The organism is Pseudomonas sp. GL_090 (assembly GCF_057837765.1).
Window position 1 is genome coordinate 2,089,706 of sequence record NZ_CM174452.1, and the last position, 16,126, is coordinate 2,105,831.

Sequence of the window (16,126 nt, forward strand, 5' to 3'; positions counted from 1 at the left end):
CGCCCTTGAGTCCATCGCGAGCAAGCTCGCTCCTACAGGGTCTAGGAGTAAGAATGAACACCCTATTCATGCATTGCCGGCCGGGCTTCGAAGGCGAAGTCTGTTCCGAGATTTCCGACCTCGCCGCGCGCTTGAGCGTAGCCGGTTATGCCAAGGCCAAGGCCGCCACGGCTTGCGCCGAATTCGTCTGCACCGAAGAAGACGGCGCCGAGCGCCTGATGCGCGGGCAGCGTTTCGCCGAGCTGATCTTCCCGCGCCAGTGGGCCCGGGGAATCTTCATCGATCTGCCGGAAACCGACCGCATCAGCGTGATCCTGGCGCATATGGCGGACTTTCCGCTGTGCGGCAGCCTGTGGCTGGAAATGGTCGACACCAATGACGGCAAGGAACTGTCGAACTTCTGCAAGAAATTCGAAGTGCACCTGCGCAAGGCGCTGATGGCGGCCGGCAAGCTGGTGGAAGATGCCCACAAGCCGCGTCTGTTGCTGACCTTCAAGAGCGGCCGCGAAGTGTTCATGGGGCTGGCGGAGTCGAACAACTCGGCGATGTGGCCGATGGGCATTCCCCGTTTGAAGTTCCCCCGCGAGGCGCCGAGCCGTTCGACCCTCAAGCTGGAAGAGGCCTGGCACCACTTCATCCCGCGCGACCAGTGGGACGAGCGGCTGCATGGTGACATGACCGGCGTCGACCTCGGGGCCGCCCCCGGTGGCTGGACCTGGCAACTGGTCAACCGCGGCATGCTGGTGACCGCCATCGACAACGGCCCGATGGCCGAAAGCCTGATGGATACCGGTCTTGTGCAGCATTTGATGGCTGACGGTTTCACCTTCAAGCCCAAGCAACCGGTGGACTGGATGGTCTGCGACATCGTCGAGAAGCCGGCACGCAACGCCGCGATGCTGGAAGAGTGGATCGGCGACGGCCATTGCCGCGAGGCGGTGGTCAACCTCAAGCTGCCGATGAAACAGCGCTACGCCGAAGTGAAGCGCTTGCTCGAGCGCATTGCCGATGGCTTCAAGGCCCGGGGCATCAAGGTCGAGATCGGCTGCAAGCAGCTGTACCACGACCGTGAGGAAGTGACCTGCCATTTACGTCGGATTGATGTGAAGAAGCCGAAATCCCGCTGAAACACCGCAACCCCCTGTAGGAGCGAGCCTGCTCGCGATGAGGCCATTACATTCAACATCTTTGTTGATTGACCCACCGCCATCGCGAGCAGGCTCGCTCCCACAGGTGCCACAGATGACGTTACACCCGGCAATGCGCGACAATGCCGGCCAGTTTCAGGAGTGAATCATGAGTGAAATGCTTGATACGCCGGTAGACGGCACCCTCGATGCCACCGGCCTCAACTGCCCCGAGCCGGTGATGATGCTGCACCAGCACATCCGTGACCTGGTGCCCGGCGGCCTGCTCAAGGTGATCGCCACCGATCCGTCGACCCGTCGCGACATTCCCAAGTTTTGCGTGTTTCTCGACCATGAACTGGTGGCGCAGCACGAAGAGGAAGGCACCTACCTCTACTGGATTCGCAAGAAGTCCGTTTAAGTTCGCATCATGACGCAACTGTAGGAGCGAGCTTGCTCGCGAAAAAAACGAAAGCGCCGTTGGGCATCTGGTTTTACGCGTTACCGTTCACGACCTTCGCGAGCAAGCTCGCTCCTACAATTTTCGCAAGTCAACCCGCCGAGCGGCTGATACGAATCCGTTTGCGCGCACTGCGCGTCAGGCGAAACGACAGCATCAGTGCCGCGCAGCTCAAGCCCACGATCAAGCCCTGCCACAGCCCGCTCGGGCCACTCGGTGTACCGAACCAGTCGGTCAGGCCGAGGGCGTAACCCACCGGCAAACCGATACCCCAGTACGCGAACAATGTCAGGAACATCGTCACCCGGGTGTCCTGATAACCGCGCAATGCACCGGCGGCGGTCACCTGGATCGCGTCGGAAAACTGGAACAGCGCCGAATACACAATCAGCATCGCCGCCACTCGGATCACGGTCGGGTCGGCGGTGTAGATCGCGGCGATGTGTTCGCGCATCAACAGCATCATGCTCGCCGAAAGACACGCGTAGGCCAGTGCGGTGCCCATGCCAACCCCGGCCGCGAAGCGTGCCTCGCGCGGTTCCTGGCGTCCGAGGGCCTGGCCGACCCGAACCGTCACGGCCATGCCGAGGGAGTAGGGGATCATGAACACCAGTGAGCTGAAGTTCAGTGCGATCTGGTGTCCGGCCACGACAGTGGCGCCGAGGCTGCCGATCAGCAGGGCGATCACGGCGAAGATGCTCGATTCGGCGAATACCGCGATGCCGATGGGCAGGCCGATGCCCAGCAGGCGTTTGATCACCGACCACTGCGGCCAGTCGAAACGGCTGAACAATTGGCTCGATTTATAAGCCGGTGCCCAGCGTTCCCATCCGGCGATGCCCAAGGTCATCACCCACATCACGATGGCAGTGGCCCAGCCGCAGCCGACGCCACCCATGGCCGGGACGCCAAAGTGGCCATAAATGAAGATGTAGTTCAGTGGAATGTTCAGGGCCAGGCCGCACAGGCCAAGCACCATGGCCGGGCGGGTGCGGCCCAGACCGTCACTGAAACAGCGCAATACGCAATAAAAAGCTGTGGCGGGAAGGCCGCTGGCAATACCGTTCAGGTATTGCATGCACGGGCCGATCAGCTGCGGGTCAACCTTCATGATGTGCAGAATGGGTTCGGCGTTCAACAATGCAGTCGTTGCCAAGAGCCCGACCAGCAATGCCAGCCACAACGCCTGTCGAACCAGTGGACCGATTTCACTGTGAGTGCCGGCCCCGAAACGCTGGGCGACTTTGGGGGTAGTGGCCAGCAGGGTGCCGGTCATCAGCAGAAAGACCGGCACCCAGATCGAGTTGCCCAAGGCAACCGCCGCGAGGTCGCGAGGACTGAATCGGCCTGCCATCACCGCATCGACGAAACCCATCGCCGTAGTAGCGAGCTGCGCGATCATGATCGGTAGCGCCAGGCCAAGCAGCGTCTTGAGCTCCAGGCGAATCCGGGCCGGGCGGGAAAGGGGGAGGGCAGTAGGGTGGTCGGTTACGGAGTTCAAGGGCGAAACGTCCAAAAATTTGCGAAGCACAGGCGCGCATTCTACGCGTTGACGCGCCAGTCAGGAAAAGACCCGTGTTGTGGATTTGTAATCAAAGTTTGAGTGCGAAACGATTCCTTGTGGCGAGGGGGCCTGTCGGAGCGCCGAACCGACAAGCCCCCTCGCCACAAAGGACGCGCAATGCTTGCTGGCTCACAACGGCCATCTACGCCTAAACTGCCGATCCGCCAAAGGAGCCTGCCATGCTGATTGTTGCCGACGAAAATATCCCCCTGCTCGATGCCTTCTTCGGAGGTTTCGGTGAAATCCGCCGGGTGCCGGGTCGCGCCATCGACCGTGCCACGGTCGAGCAGGCCGATGTGCTGTTGGTGCGTTCGGTGACCAACGTCAATCGCGCGCTGCTTGAGGGCAGCAAGGTGCGCTTTGTCGGTACGTGCACCATCGGCACCGATCATCTGGACCTGAATTATTTTCAGCAGGCCGGTATCACCTGGTCCAGCGCCCCGGGCTGCAATGCCCGAGGCGTGGTCGACTATGTGCTCGGCAGCCTGCTGACCCTGGCCGAAATCGAGGGTGTCGACCTGACCCGGCGCACCTACGGTGTGGTCGGTGCCGGCGAAGTGGGCGGACGGCTGGTCAAGGTCCTGCAAGGCCTGGGCTGGAAGGTGCTGGTGTGCGATCCGCCTCGGCAAGCTGCGGAAGGGGGGGATTACGTCAGCCTCGAGCAGATCATCGATGAATGCGATGTCATCAGCCTGCACACGCCATTGACGAAACAGGGTCAGCAATCGACCTGGCACTTGTTCGATGAAAAACGTCTGAACCAGCTCAGGTCCGGCACCTGGCTGATCAATGCCAGTCGCGGGCCGGTGGTCAACAACGCGGCCCTGCGCGACGTGCTGCTGGAGCGCGAAGACCTGCAAGCGGTGCTCGATGTCTGGGAAGGCGAGCCTGAAGTCGACGTGGCGCTGGCCGAACTCTGCGTGCTGGCAACGCCACACATTGCCGGTTACAGCCTCGACGGCAAGCAGCGGGGTACCGCGCAGATTTATCAGGCGTATTGCGATTTCCTCGGGCAACCGGCCCGCGTCAGCCTGGGCGATTTGCTGCCGGCACCGTGGCTGTCGCACGTGACCCTCAATGCGCAAAGCGATCCGGCCTGGGCGTTGGCGATGCTGTGCCGTGGCGTGTATGACCCGCGACGTGACGATGCCGATTTCCGTCGCAGCCTTGTCGGCAGTGTCAGCGAGCAGCGAGCGGCATTCGATGTGCTGCGCAAGCAATACCCGTCGCGCCGCGAGATCGATGGATTGCAGGTGCGGATCGAGGGGGATGCGCCGCAGTTGCAGAGGATTGTGGCGGCGCTGGGGGCGACGGCAATCTGATAGACCGTGGCGGCCCTATCGCGAGCAGGCTCGCTCCCACAGGAGCCGGATTGGATAAGCAGGCATAAAAAACCCGGCCAACAATGGGCCGGGTCAAGAAGACGGTGGCTATATCACCTTTGTTCGGCAGGTTTGACCAATCGCTTTTCCAGTTCGCTGCAAGCTTTCTGGATCATCTTTTCAGTGATCGGTACTTCGCGACCCTGCTCGTCAATAATCGAGCAACCCAGAGACTGGTCTGGTTGCGTGCGGATCACTTGAATTTTGTCATCGCTGCTGTGTTGCAAGGACATGGCCTGTCTCCTCATCAGGTTGTTAGCTTACTGTAGAACCGCCAGGTGACCGGGCTATGACAACTCCCTGCGATCTTTCCGGGGGGACAGAACCAGTCCAGCAGAAATGCCTTCGCCTGGCTACCCGAACTTTAGACCAATAGTGTCTAGCCTCTAGTGTTGGTGGACATAATTAACCCGACTCATTGTGATTTGCAGCGAGCCACCCCATTGAGCGGTATAGGCTGACCCTAATGACCGCCTTGTCCAGGATGATTACGATGCTCTCTGCCCGCCACCGCCGTGCCATTCGCCTGGCCAGTCGCTTCATCGCGCCGTATCGCTGGCAGGCCTTTGGCGCCTTGCTGGCGTTGATCGCCACCGCCGGTATTACCTTGTCCATGGGGCAGGGTATCCGCCTGCTGGTGGACGACGGGTTCATGACCCAGTCACCGCATCTGCTCAACCAGTCCATCGGTCTGTTCATGTTACTGGTGGCGGGATTGGCCATCGGAACCTTTGCGAGGTTTTACCTGGTGTCGTGGATCGGCGAGCGCTGCGTCGCCGACATCCGCCGCAACGTGTTCAATCATCTGATTTATCTGCACCCGGGGTTTTACGAAGACAATCGCAGCTCGGAAATCCAGTCCCGCCTGACCGCCGACACCACGCTGCTGCAATCGGTCATCGGCTCTTCGCTATCGTTGTTCCTGCGCAATCTGCTGATGGTGGTCGGCGGGATCGTCCTTTTGTTCATTACCAACCCCAAGCTCACGAGCATCGTGGTGGTTGCCTTGCCTCTGGTGATCGCGCCGATCCTGATCTTCGGTCGCCGGGTGCGTAACCTCTCACGCTTGAGTCAGGACCGGATTGCCGACATCGGCAGCTATGTGTCGGAAACCCTGGGGCAGATCAAGACCGTGCAGGCCTACAACCATCAGTCCCAGGACGAGCGCCGGTTTGCCGTGGCGGTGGAAGAGGCGTTCAACACCGCATGCAGGCGCATCTTCCAGCGGGCCTGGCTGATTACCCTGGTGATCGTGTTGGTCCTGGGGGCGGTCGGGGTGATGCTCTGGGTTGGAGGCATGGATGTCATCGCCGGGCGAATTTCCGCCGGCGCACTGGCGGCGTTCGTGTTCTACAGCCTGATCGTCGGCAGCGCGTTCGGCACGTTGAGTGAGGTGATTGGCGAGTTGCAGCGGGCAGCCGGCGCCGCCGAGCGGATTGCCGAGTTGCTGCGTTCGGAAAACATCATCCTGCCGCCGGTGGCGGGCGCGGTAAAACTGCCGGAGCGGGTCGATGGCCAACTGCAACTGCACAATGTGCGTTTTTCCTACCCGTCGCGCCCGGAAAGTTATGCCGTCGACGGGTTGAGCCTGACCGTCAATGCCGGTGAGACGCTGGCGCTGGTCGGGCCATCGGGGGCCGGCAAATCCACGGTGTATGACTTGCTGCTGCGTTTTTACGACCCCGCCGAGGGTCGCATCCTGCTCGATGGCGTGCCGTTGACTCAACTCGATCCGCTGGACCTGCGCCGCTGTTTCGCCCTGGTGTCGCAAACCCCGGCGCTGTTTTTCGGCAGCATTGAAGAAAACATTCGCTACGGCAATCCGCAGGCGACCTTGGCCGAGGTGCAGGAAGCGGCAAAAATCGCTTACGCCCATGACTTTATCGAAGCCATGCCCAATGGTTACCAGACTCATCTGGGTGACGGCGGTCTCGGCTTGTCCGGCGGCCAGCGTCAACGCCTGGCCATTGCCCGCGCGCTGCTGGTGGACGCCCCGATCCTGCTCCTCGACGAAGCCACCAGCGCCCTCGACGCCCAGAGCGAGCACCTGATCCAGCAGGCGCTGCCGAGCCTGATGAAAAACCGCACCACCCTGGTGATCGCCCATCGCCTGGCCACGGTGAAAAACGCCGATCGCATCGCAGTGATGGATCAGGGGAAGCTGGTAGCGGTGGGCACGCATCAGGAGCTGATTGCCAGCAACGCGTTGTATGCGCGACTGGCGGCTTTGCAGTTCAGTGACGGCAAGGTTGCCACCGAACTGTAGGCGCTGCCGCAGTCTGCGATCTCTTGATCTTTGCGCCTTCAAAGCCCCTGAAAAAAAATGCCCGCATCGTTTGATGCGGGCATTTTTTAGAGCACCGGCGTTACCGGTCATTGATCATCAAAATACCGCTCATGCCAGTCCACGATCGGCTGCGGTAAGTTGAGCTTCTCACCGTAGATCACCGAATACGACAGCACGTTTTGCACGTACTGGCGGGTTTCGTCGAACGGAATGCTTTCTACCCACACGTCGAAACTCAGGTGGTCGGCACCGCGCAGCCATTGGCGCACGCGGCCGGGGCCGGCGTTGTAGGCGGCGGAGGCGAGGACGCGGTTGCCGTTGAACTGGCTGTGTACCTGGCTCAGGTAAGCGGCACCGAGCTGGATGTTCTTGTCCGGGTCGAACAGTTGCTGTGGCGAGCTGTAGGGGATGCTGAACTTGCGTGCGGTTTCCTTGGCGGTGGCGGGCATCAGTTGCATCAGGCCCGAGGCGCCGACCCCGGAGCGGGCATCTTCCATGAAGGCGCTTTCCTGGCGAGTGATGGCGAACGCCCAGCTCGGATGCAGGCCGCGATTCTTCGCTTCACGCACCAGCGTGTTGCGGTGGGCCATCGGGAAACGGATATCCAGATCGTCCCAATACTGCGCCTGGCTGATGGTGCGAATAGCCGGGAAGTACCATTTCAGGTCGTACGCCAATTTGGCCTGGGCAACCATCTCGTCGCGGCTGAAGTGGCGGCTGACGTGGTACCACTCGCGGCGACCGTCGACGATTTGCCCGCGAGCGTGGAACTCCAGGGCGCGACGTATGCCGGGGGTGTTGCGCACTTTATTGATCAGCGCCTGGCTCATCACCAGCGGCTTGTTGTTCAGCGAATAGGGTGATTGCGAGCGATCCGCCGCAAGGAATCCATAGAAGTCGCGCTCACGAGCCACGCTTCGATAAAGGGTCTGGGCTTCCGGATTCTGCGGTTGCGCCAGCTCCAGGGTGCGGGCCTGCCAGTAACGCCAGCGGTTGGTGGTGGCCAGGTCCTGGGGCAGGCGACGGGTCAACTGATAGGCATCGTCCCAGCGCGCCAGGCGCAGGAGCAGGCGCAAGCGCCATTCCGAAACCGTGTTGTCGCGCAGCTCCGGGTCGTATTTGGTCATGACGTCCAGGGCTCGACCGTCGAAACGTTTGGCGAGGGTCAGCCCGATTTCCCGTGCGATCGCCACTTTTTCATCCCGGGAGAAATGCATGCTGCTGGCATAGCCGTCGAGCAGGTTCATGGCCTTGTCCGGGTCCTGGCGGGCCAGGCGGCGAAGGCCGAGGCTGACCACGTCGGACATGGCTTCATCGGCCGGGGTGAAGCGTGACGGCTGGTTGAGCAGTTCCGGTTTCTGCGCCACGTCCACCAGCAAGCGACCGCGAGGGGCGAGGGTGGACATGCCGTTGACCAGGCTGTTGGCCAGTGGGTAGTTGCGCGCCTGGGCGGCGAGTTTGGCGCGTTCCCAACGCTTTTGCTCGGTCAACTGGCCATCGGCGGCCCACATGCCGAACAGGGCATCGCAGGCTTCGGGCTGGGATTTACCGGTCAGCCAGAGCTTTTCGGTGTTGGCATACCCTTCGGCCTTGAGGTTGTGGCTGATCTGGTACTGCGCATTCAGGCAGTCCAGTTCGGTGAAGTTCATTTTCGGGTCGTAGTACTTGACGAAGGTCGCCCAGTCGCCACGGTCCGCCAGCCAGCGCAACCAGCGCAGCTTCATCCAGTTGGCCTGGGGCAGGTCGCCGTGTTCGGCAAGGAACTTCTCGATTTCGGCGTTGCTCGCGGTTTTCAGGCGCGCGGTCAGCTCGTCGTACGCCAGGTACGGTTCCAGCGGATAATCGGCGAGGGCCTGGCTGTAACGGAAATACGGGCCACTATCGCCCTTGGCCAGGGCACGCTTGGCTTCATCGTAATACTGGCGTTGGGTGGACAGGTCCACCGCCTGAGCGGATTGGACGGCAGCGGCAGACAGTAAAAAAGCAGATAAAAGATTGAAAAGGCGACTGCGCATGAGACATCCGGGCAGAGAAAATCATGACAAGCGCGGGCCTGGCCCGCGCTGAATTGCCTGTAGCTTAGCCTTTTGCCAGCAGCCGGTGAAAGCTTTGCGGGTCTTCCCGCATCAGTTCGCAACATTTGTCATGCAGAGTGCTACGAGAGTGAAATTGCCGGCCTTCTGAAGCCTCAAGTCAGGTAGAATGCGCGCCCGGTTTTTGGAGAAGCTCATGACCCTGCTCAAATTCAGCGATGTGTCCCTTGCTTTCGGCGCTATGCCGTTGTTGGACAAGGTGTCCTGGCAGATCGCCCGTGGTGAGCGGGTGTGCATCATCGGCCGCAACGGCACTGGCAAGTCCAGCATGATGAAGCTCGTCAAGGGCGACCAGAAGCCCGATGACGGCTCCGTTTGGCGCGCGCCCGGGCTCAAGATCGGCGAATTGCCGCAAGAATTGCCGGTGGCCGACGAGCGGACAGTGTTCGACGTGGTGGCCGAAGGCCTGGACGGCGTCGGCGCCTTGCTCGCCGAATATCACCACCTGAGCCAGAACATCGTCACCGACGCCGATCTGGACAAGCTGATGCACGTCCAGCACGACCTCGAAGCCCGCGATGGCTGGCGCTTGCAGACCCTCGTCGACAGCACCCTGAGCCGCCTGCAGCTGCCGGCCGACAAGACCCTCGCCGAGTTGTCCGGCGGCTGGCGTCGTCGCGTCCTGCTGGCCCAGGCCCTGGTGTCCGAGCCGGACTTGCTGCTGCTCGACGAACCGACCAACCACCTGGACATCGGTGCCATCGCCTGGCTTGAAGAAGCGCTGAAGGATTTCCAGGGCGCCGTGCTGTTCATCACGCACGACCGTTCTTTCCTGCAGAACCTGGCCACCCGCATCCTCGAACTGGATCGCGGTGGCCTGATCGACTGGAACGGCGACTACGCCAGTTTCCTCGTGCACAAGGAAGCTGAGCTCGCTGCCGAAGCCACTGCCAACGCGCTGTTCGACAAACGCCTGGCCCAGGAAGAAGTGTGGATTCGCCAGGGCATCAAGGCCCGTCGTACCCGTAACGAAGGTCGTGTCCGTGCACTGAAAGCCTTGCGTGTCGAGCGCAGCGAGCGTCGTGAGCGTACCGGCAAGGCCAACATTCAGCTGGATACCGCCGACAAGTCCGGCAAGCAGGTCATGGTGCTCGAGAACGTGAGCTTCGCTCACCCGGGCGGGCCGTTCCTGATCAAGGATTTCTCCATGGTGCTGCAGCGCGGCGACCGTATCGGTCTGCTCGGCGCCAACGGTACCGGCAAGACCACGTTGCTGAAGCTGATGCTCAGCGGCTTGCAGCCGACCAGCGGCAAAGTGGAAGAGGGCACCCGAATCGATGTCGCCTACTTCGACCAGTTGCGCCATCAGCTGGACCTGGAAAAAACCGTGATCGACAACGTGGCCGAAGGTCGCGACTTCATCGATATCGACGGCCAGAGCCGCCACGTGCTGAGCTACCTCGGCGACTTCCTGTTCAGCCCGCAGCGTGCCCGCACGCCGGTCAAGGCGCTGTCTGGTGGTGAACGTGCCCGTCTGTTGCTGGCCAAGCTATTCAGCAAGCCGGCGAACCTGCTGGTACTCGACGAACCGACCAACGACCTCGACGTTGAAACCCTCGAGTTGCTCGAAGAGGTCTTGCTGACCTTCAACGGCACCGTACTGATGGTCAGCCACGACCGGGCATTCCTCGACAACGTGGTGACCAGCACCCTGGTCTTCGAAGGTGAAGGCAAGGTTCGCGAGTATGTCGGTGGCTATCAGGACTGGCTGCGTCAGGGCGGCTCGCCGCGCCTGCTGGGCGTGACCGAGAGCAAGTCCGGCAAGGCCGACTTGAACTCCGCAGTGGTGAAGGCCGAGCCTGCGCCGGTTGCGGCAGCCGTCGAAGCGCCAGTGGCGAAGAAAAAGCTCAGCTACAAATTGCAGCGCGAGCTGGAAGCGTTGCCGGGGCAGATCGAAGCCATGGAGCAGCAGATTGCCGTCGTTGAAGCGCAAATGGCGGATGCGGGCTTCTATCAGCGTCCTGCTGCCGAAACGGCTGCGGTGATTGCTCAGCTGGAGCAGTTGCAGGCTGAGCTCGACGTGATGGTCGAGCGTTGGGCCGAGCTGGATGCCTGATTGATCCGGTAACAAAAAAGCCCGGCGTTCAGTGATGAGCGCCGGGCTTTTCATATGAAATTGGATCGAAACGATCCCCTGTAGGAGCGAGCCTGCTCGCGATGGTCGTCAACGATGACACGGGGAACCTGACACCCCGTGGCGCTCTCGGGTTCATCGCGAGCGGGCTCGCTCCTACAGGGAGGTGTTGTCAGGATTTGTTTTGCAGGCGCACCGCCAGCACATCGCAAGGCGCGCCATGCAACACGTCATTGGCGGTGGAGCCCAGCAGCAGTGCCAGGCCGTGCCGGCCATGGCTGCCCACCACGATCAGGTCGCAGGTTTGCTCCTTGGCCAGGTGGTGGATTTCCTGGCGTGGCTGGCCGTAGGTCAGGTGGCTGTATTCCCTGGAGAGCTCCGGGTATTTCAGAATCAAGCGGTCAAGGCGCTCCTTGGCCTGATCGAACTGCTGCTGTTGCAGTTGTGACAGGTCCATTGGCACGTCACCACCGAAGGCCATCGCCATCGGCTCGACAATGTGCACCAGCGACAATTTCGCACCGTTGCTCACCGACAGTTCGCGAGCGCGGTGAATCACAGGGTCGCACTCTTCGGTCAGATCTACAGCGACCAGAATATGGTTGTAGGGCATGAGGTGCTCCTCCTGAGGGATGCAATATTGGTAAGTATGGCTGGTTTCAAGCGCATTGGTTCCAAAGTGACACAATGGGCTCATTCAAATTCGGGAGTACAGATATGACGGTCTGGATAGTGGTGTCAATCCTGCTGGTGGTGCTGAGCCCGCTGGCATGGTTGCGGCCGTCGCGAGTTCAGAGCGGGCGCATAGCCTTGCGGATGGAGGCCCGGCGCATCGGGCTGGCCATGCAATTGGCCCCTCAGGAGTGGCCGCACTGGCTCAGCCAGGAGCCGCCGAGCCCTTGCGCCCAGTACCATCGTCCGCGGCGTGGCACTCAGCCCGCGTGCTGGAGTTACTGGCAAAAATCCCCGGGTGTCTGGGTCAATCAGTGGCAGGAAATCTGTGAGGATCGGACGCTGCTCGATCATTTTGAAAAATTGCCGGGCAATGTCTTCAAGGTCGAGGCCGACAAACAAATAATCGCCTTGTATTGGGGCGAGAAGGGCGAGGCCGAAGTGTTGCAGCGGATCGATGCCACTCTCAAAGCCCTCGCCTGAACCCCACCCCCCCCTGTAGGAGCGAGCCTGCTCGCGATGAACCTGAGAGCACCACGGGGTGCCAGGCTTCCCGCGTCATCGTTGACGTCCATCGCGAGCGAGCTCGCGCCTGCAGGCGTTTTTCGCAGGCAATAAAAAGCCCGACAAAATCATCGGGCGGGTTGGCCAGGCAGGCCGGTAAATCGGTGTTGGCTGATCTTACGCTGAGCATTCGCCAAAAGCGTTCACAATTTTCCCCTTGGTTCCGCCAGCGTAGCTTGTTAAACACGGGCTGCAGCGAATTAGGGCGATTTTTCTAACAATTGATTCTATGAATGACCTTGCATGTTTCGGCGTGTTTAAGGTCTTCGCAGTACGGATATGACCGGAAAGTCGCGTTTCAACCCGTGTTTCGGGCGATTGACAATTGTCGGAAATTCCGTGAAGGTGACGTACCCAAATCAAACGGGCGTATGAATTGAGCGTTTGTATTTCAGACCGCTCCTACAGAATCCCGACTATCGCGTTGGCGGGTGTGCCGGGGGAATGGGCGTAGCATTGACGATCGACGTCCCTGCCAAGCCATTCGCCTGCGTCCGACGTGTACTGTTCAGCTTCCATATCGTGGAGATCAGTTGATGATTTACGAAGGTAAAGCCATCACGGTTAAGGCTCTTGAAAGTGGCATCGTCGAACTGAAGTTCGACCTCAAGGGTGAGTCCGTCAACAAGTTCAACCGTCTAACCCTGAACGAACTGCGTCAGGCCGTAGACACCATCAAGGCAGATGCTTCGATCAAGGGCGTGATCGTCAGCAGTGGCAAGGACGTGTTCATCGTCGGCGCCGACATCACCGAATTTGTCGACAACTTCAAGCTGCCGGATGCAGAACTTGTTGCTGGCAACCTCGAAGCCAACAAGATTTTCAGCGATTTCGAAGACCTCAACGTCCCGACGGTTGTTGCCATCAACGGCATCGCGTTGGGCGGCGGTCTGGAAATGTGCCTGGCGGCGGACTACCGCGTCATGTCCACCAAGGCCAAGATCGGTCTGCCGGAAGTCAAGCTGGGCATCTACCCGGGCTTCGGCGGTACCGTGCGTCTGCCGCGCCTGATCGGTGCCGACAACGCCATCGAGTGGATTGCCGCCGGCAAGGAAAACCGTCCTGAAGACGCGCTGAAAGTCGGCGCCGTCGACGCAGTGGTTGATCCTGAGAAGCTGCAGGACGCCGCGCTGGAACTGATCAAGCGCGCCATCTCCGGCGAGTTCGACTACAAGGCCAAGCGCCAGCCGAAGCTGGAAAAGCTCAAGCTGAACGCTATCGAACAAATGATGGCTTTCGAAACCGCCAAGGGTTTCGTGGCCGGCCAGGCTGGCCCGAACTACCCGGCGCCGGTTGAAGCGATCAAGACCATCCAGAAAGCCGCGAACTTCGGTCGCGACAAGGCGCTGGAAATCGAAGCGGCCGGTTTCGTCAAACTGGCCAAGACCTCTGCCGCGCAGAGCCTGATCGGCTTGTTCCTGAACGATCAGGAACTGAAGAAAAAGGCCAAGGCCTACGACGAAATCGCCAAGGACGTGAAGCAGGCCGCTGTACTGGGCGCCGGCATCATGGGTGGCGGTATCGCCTATCAGTCGGCTTCCAAAGGCACGCCGATCCTGATGAAGGACATCAACGAGCACGGTATCGAGCAGGGTCTGGCCGAAGCCGCCAAACTGCTGGTCGGCCGCGTTGATAAAGGTCGCATGACCGCCGCGAAAATGGCTGAAGTGCTCAACGGCATTCGTCCAACCCTGTCCTACGGTGATTTCGGTCACGTGGACCTGGTGGTCGAAGCGGTCGTCGAGAACCCGAAGGTCAAGCAAGCCGTTCTGGCCGAAGTCGAAGACAAGGTCAAGGAGGACACCATCCTGGCGTCCAACACCTCGACCATTTCCATCACCTTGCTGGCCAAGGCCCTCAAGCGTCCGGAAAATTTCGTCGGCATGCACTTCTTCAACCCGGTGCACATGATGCCGCTGGTGGAAGTGATCCGTGGCGAGAAGTCCAGCGAGCTGGCGGTTGCCACCACCGTTGCCTACGCCAAGAAAATGGGCAAGAACCCGATCGTCGTCAATGACTGCCCGGGCTTCCTGGTCAACCGCGTCCTGTTCCCGTACTTCGGCGGCTTCGCCAAGCTGGTCAGCGCTGGTGTGGACTTCGTCCGTATCGACAAGATCATGGAAAAATTCGGCTGGCCGATGGGCCCGGCCTACCTGATGGACGTGGTTGGCATCGACACCGGTCACCACGGTCGTGACGTAATGGCTGAAGGCTTCCCGGACCGCATGAAGGACGACCGTCGCTCGGCCGTCGACGTGCTCTACGAAGCCAAGCGCCTGGGCCAGAAGAACGGCAAGGGCTTCTACGCCTACGAGACCGACAAGCGCGGCAAGCAGAAGAAGGTTGCCGATCCTTCGGTACTGGAAGTGCTCAAACCGATCGTTTACGAGCAGCGCGAAGTCACCGACGAAGACATCATCAACTGGATGATGATCCCGCTGTGCCTGGAAACCGTGCGTTGCCTGGAAGACGGCATCGTCGAAACCGCCGCCGAAGCCGACATGGGTCTGGTCTACGGTATTGGTTTCCCTCCATTCCGTGGCGGTGCGCTGCGTTACATCGACTCGCTCGGTGTGGCAGAGTTCGTTGCCCTGGCTGACCAGTACGCTGATTTGGGCGCGCTGTACCACCCGACCGCGAAGCTGCGCGAAATGGCCAAGAACGGCCAGAGCTTCTTCGGTTAAGCGCCCCCAACTAGAGTGAGAGTGAACTTATGAGCTTGAATCCTAGAGACGTCGTGATTGTCGACTTCGGTCGTACTCCGATGGGCCGCTCCAAGGGCGGCATGCACCGCAACACCCGCGCCGAAGACATGTCGGCGCACCTGATCAGCAAACTGCTGGAACGAAACGTCAAGGTCGACCCGAACGAAGTCGAAGATGTGATCTGGGGCTGTGTGAACCAGACCCTGGAGCAGGGCTGGAACATCGCGCGCATGGCATCGCTGATGACCCAGATCCCGCACACCTCGGCCGGCCAGACCGTCAGCCGCCTGTGTGGCTCGTCCATGAGCGCTCTGCACACTGCCGCGCAAGCGATCATGACCGGCAACGGTGACGTTTTCGTGGTTGGTGGCGTCGAGCATATGGGGCACGTGAGCATGATGCACGGTGTCGATCCGAACCCGCACATGTCGCTGTACGCGGCGAAAGCCTCGGGCATGATGGGCCTGACCGCGGAAATGCTGGGCAAGATGCACGGCATCACTCGCGAGCAACAGGACGCTTTCGGCGTGCGCTCCCACCAACTCGCCCACAAGGCGACCGTGGAAGGCAAGTTCAAGGACGAAATCATCCCGATGCAGGGCTACGACGAGAACGGTTTCCTGAAAACCTTCGACTACGACGAAACCATTCGTCCGGAAACCACCCTGGAAAGCCTGGCGGCTCTGAAGCCGGCGTTCAATCCAAAGGGCGGCACCGTGACAGCCGGTACCTCGTCGCAGATCACCGATGGTGCCTCGTGCATGATCGTGATGTCGGCGCAGCGCGCACAGGACCTGGGCATCCAGCCTCTGGCGGTGATTCGCTCGATGGCGGTGGCAGGTGTGGATCCGGCAATCATGGGCTATGGTCCAGTACCGGCCACACAAAAAGCATTGAAGCGCGTGGGTCTGGGTATCTCCGACATCGACTTCTTCGAGCTCAACGAAGCTTTCGCCGCACAGGCCCTGCCAGTGCTGAAAGATTTGAAAGTACTCGACAAGATGAACGAGAAGGTTAACCTGCACGGCGGCGCGATCGCTCTGGGCCACCCGTTCGGTTGCTCCGGTGCGCGTATCTCCGGCACTTTGCTCAATGTGATGAAGCAGAATGGCGGTACCTTCGGGGTAGCCACCATGTGCATTGGTCTCGGCCAAGGCATCTCCACCGTCTTCGAACGCGTTTAAGCGTCTCGTTGATG

Annotated in this window: 12 protein-coding genes; 8 read left to right on the top strand and 4 right to left on the bottom strand. The window is 60.6% G+C overall.

Annotated features, from left to right (window positions below):
- Nucleotides 1–53: 53 nt before the first annotated feature.
- A complete protein-coding gene (gene rlmM, locus AC3ITA_RS09335) occupies nt 54–1,127 on the top strand; it encodes a 23S rRNA (cytidine(2498)-2'-O)-methyltransferase RlmM (protein ID WP_489280071.1) in 1,074 nt (357 codons plus the stop codon).
- A gap of 169 nt (nt 1,128–1,296) precedes the next feature.
- A complete protein-coding gene (gene tusA / locus AC3ITA_RS09340) occupies nt 1,297–1,548 on the top strand; it encodes a sulfurtransferase TusA (protein ID WP_015095965.1) in 252 nt (83 codons plus the stop codon).
- Nucleotides 1,549–1,678: 130 nt separating this feature from the next.
- Here tusA and AC3ITA_RS09345 read toward each other — a convergent pair whose 3' ends face one another.
- Entirely contained in the window at nt 1,679–3,088 is a 1,410-nt protein-coding gene (locus tag AC3ITA_RS09345; RefSeq protein WP_414927949.1) for an MATE family efflux transporter, read from the bottom strand.
- 242 nt (nt 3,089–3,330) lie between these two features.
- Here AC3ITA_RS09345 and pdxB point away from each other — a divergent pair, with 242 nt between their 5' ends.
- On the top strand, nt 3,331–4,473 hold the full coding sequence (gene pdxB, locus AC3ITA_RS09350; RefSeq protein ID WP_095943299.1) for a 4-phosphoerythronate dehydrogenase PdxB: 1,143 nt from the start codon (nt 3,331–3,333) through the stop codon (nt 4,471–4,473).
- A 113-nt stretch (nt 4,474–4,586) separates the two neighbouring features.
- Here the strand turns inward: pdxB and AC3ITA_RS09355 are convergent, their stop codons facing one another.
- Nucleotides 4,587–4,766 carry a PA1571 family protein gene (locus AC3ITA_RS09355; RefSeq protein WP_095943300.1) on the bottom strand — a complete coding sequence of 60 codons (180 nt, stop codon included), beginning with the start codon at nt 4,764–4,766 and terminating at the stop codon, nt 4,587–4,589.
- A 251-nt stretch (nt 4,767–5,017) separates the two neighbouring features.
- Here AC3ITA_RS09355 and AC3ITA_RS09360 point away from each other — a divergent pair, with 251 nt between their 5' ends.
- Entirely contained in the window at nt 5,018–6,799 is a 1,782-nt protein-coding gene (locus AC3ITA_RS09360) for an ABC transporter transmembrane domain-containing protein (RefSeq protein ID WP_489280764.1), read from the top strand.
- 107 nt (nt 6,800–6,906) lie between these two features.
- Here AC3ITA_RS09360 and AC3ITA_RS09365 read toward each other — a convergent pair whose 3' ends face one another.
- Nucleotides 6,907–8,835: a transglycosylase SLT domain-containing protein gene (locus AC3ITA_RS09365; protein ID WP_150671814.1), complete on the bottom strand. Its 1,929-nt coding sequence runs from the start codon at nt 8,833–8,835 to the stop codon at nt 6,907–6,909.
- Nucleotides 8,836–9,049: 214 nt separating this feature from the next.
- Between AC3ITA_RS09365 and AC3ITA_RS09370 the strand changes: the two genes are divergently transcribed.
- Nucleotides 9,050–10,969, top strand: coding sequence for an ATP-binding cassette domain-containing protein (locus AC3ITA_RS09370; protein WP_414927950.1), 1,920 nt, complete (start codon nt 9,050–9,052; stop codon nt 10,967–10,969).
- Nucleotides 10,970–11,159: 190 nt separating this feature from the next.
- Here the strand turns inward: AC3ITA_RS09370 and AC3ITA_RS09375 are convergent, their stop codons facing one another.
- A complete protein-coding gene (locus AC3ITA_RS09375) occupies nt 11,160–11,600 on the bottom strand; it encodes a universal stress protein (RefSeq protein ID WP_046041383.1) in 441 nt (146 codons plus the stop codon).
- A gap of 104 nt (nt 11,601–11,704) precedes the next feature.
- Here AC3ITA_RS09375 and AC3ITA_RS09380 point away from each other — a divergent pair, with 104 nt between their 5' ends.
- The 3 genes from AC3ITA_RS09380 (at nt 11,705) to fadA (ending at nt 16,112) form a co-directional block, all read left to right on the top strand.
- Nucleotides 11,705–12,142 (top strand): hypothetical protein, encoded by a 438-nt coding sequence (locus AC3ITA_RS09380; protein ID WP_095943303.1) that lies wholly within the window; start codon nt 11,705–11,707, stop codon nt 12,140–12,142.
- Between the two features lie 617 nt (nt 12,143–12,759).
- Nucleotides 12,760–14,907, top strand: a complete 2,148-nt coding sequence (gene fadB / locus AC3ITA_RS09385) for a fatty acid oxidation complex subunit alpha FadB (RefSeq protein WP_414927951.1) — start codon at nt 12,760–12,762, stop codon at nt 14,905–14,907.
- Between the two features lie 29 nt (nt 14,908–14,936).
- Nucleotides 14,937–16,112 (top strand): acetyl-CoA C-acyltransferase FadA, encoded by a 1,176-nt coding sequence (fadA, locus tag AC3ITA_RS09390; protein ID WP_489280072.1) that lies wholly within the window; start codon nt 14,937–14,939, stop codon nt 16,110–16,112.
- Nucleotides 16,113–16,126 lie beyond the last annotated feature (14 nt).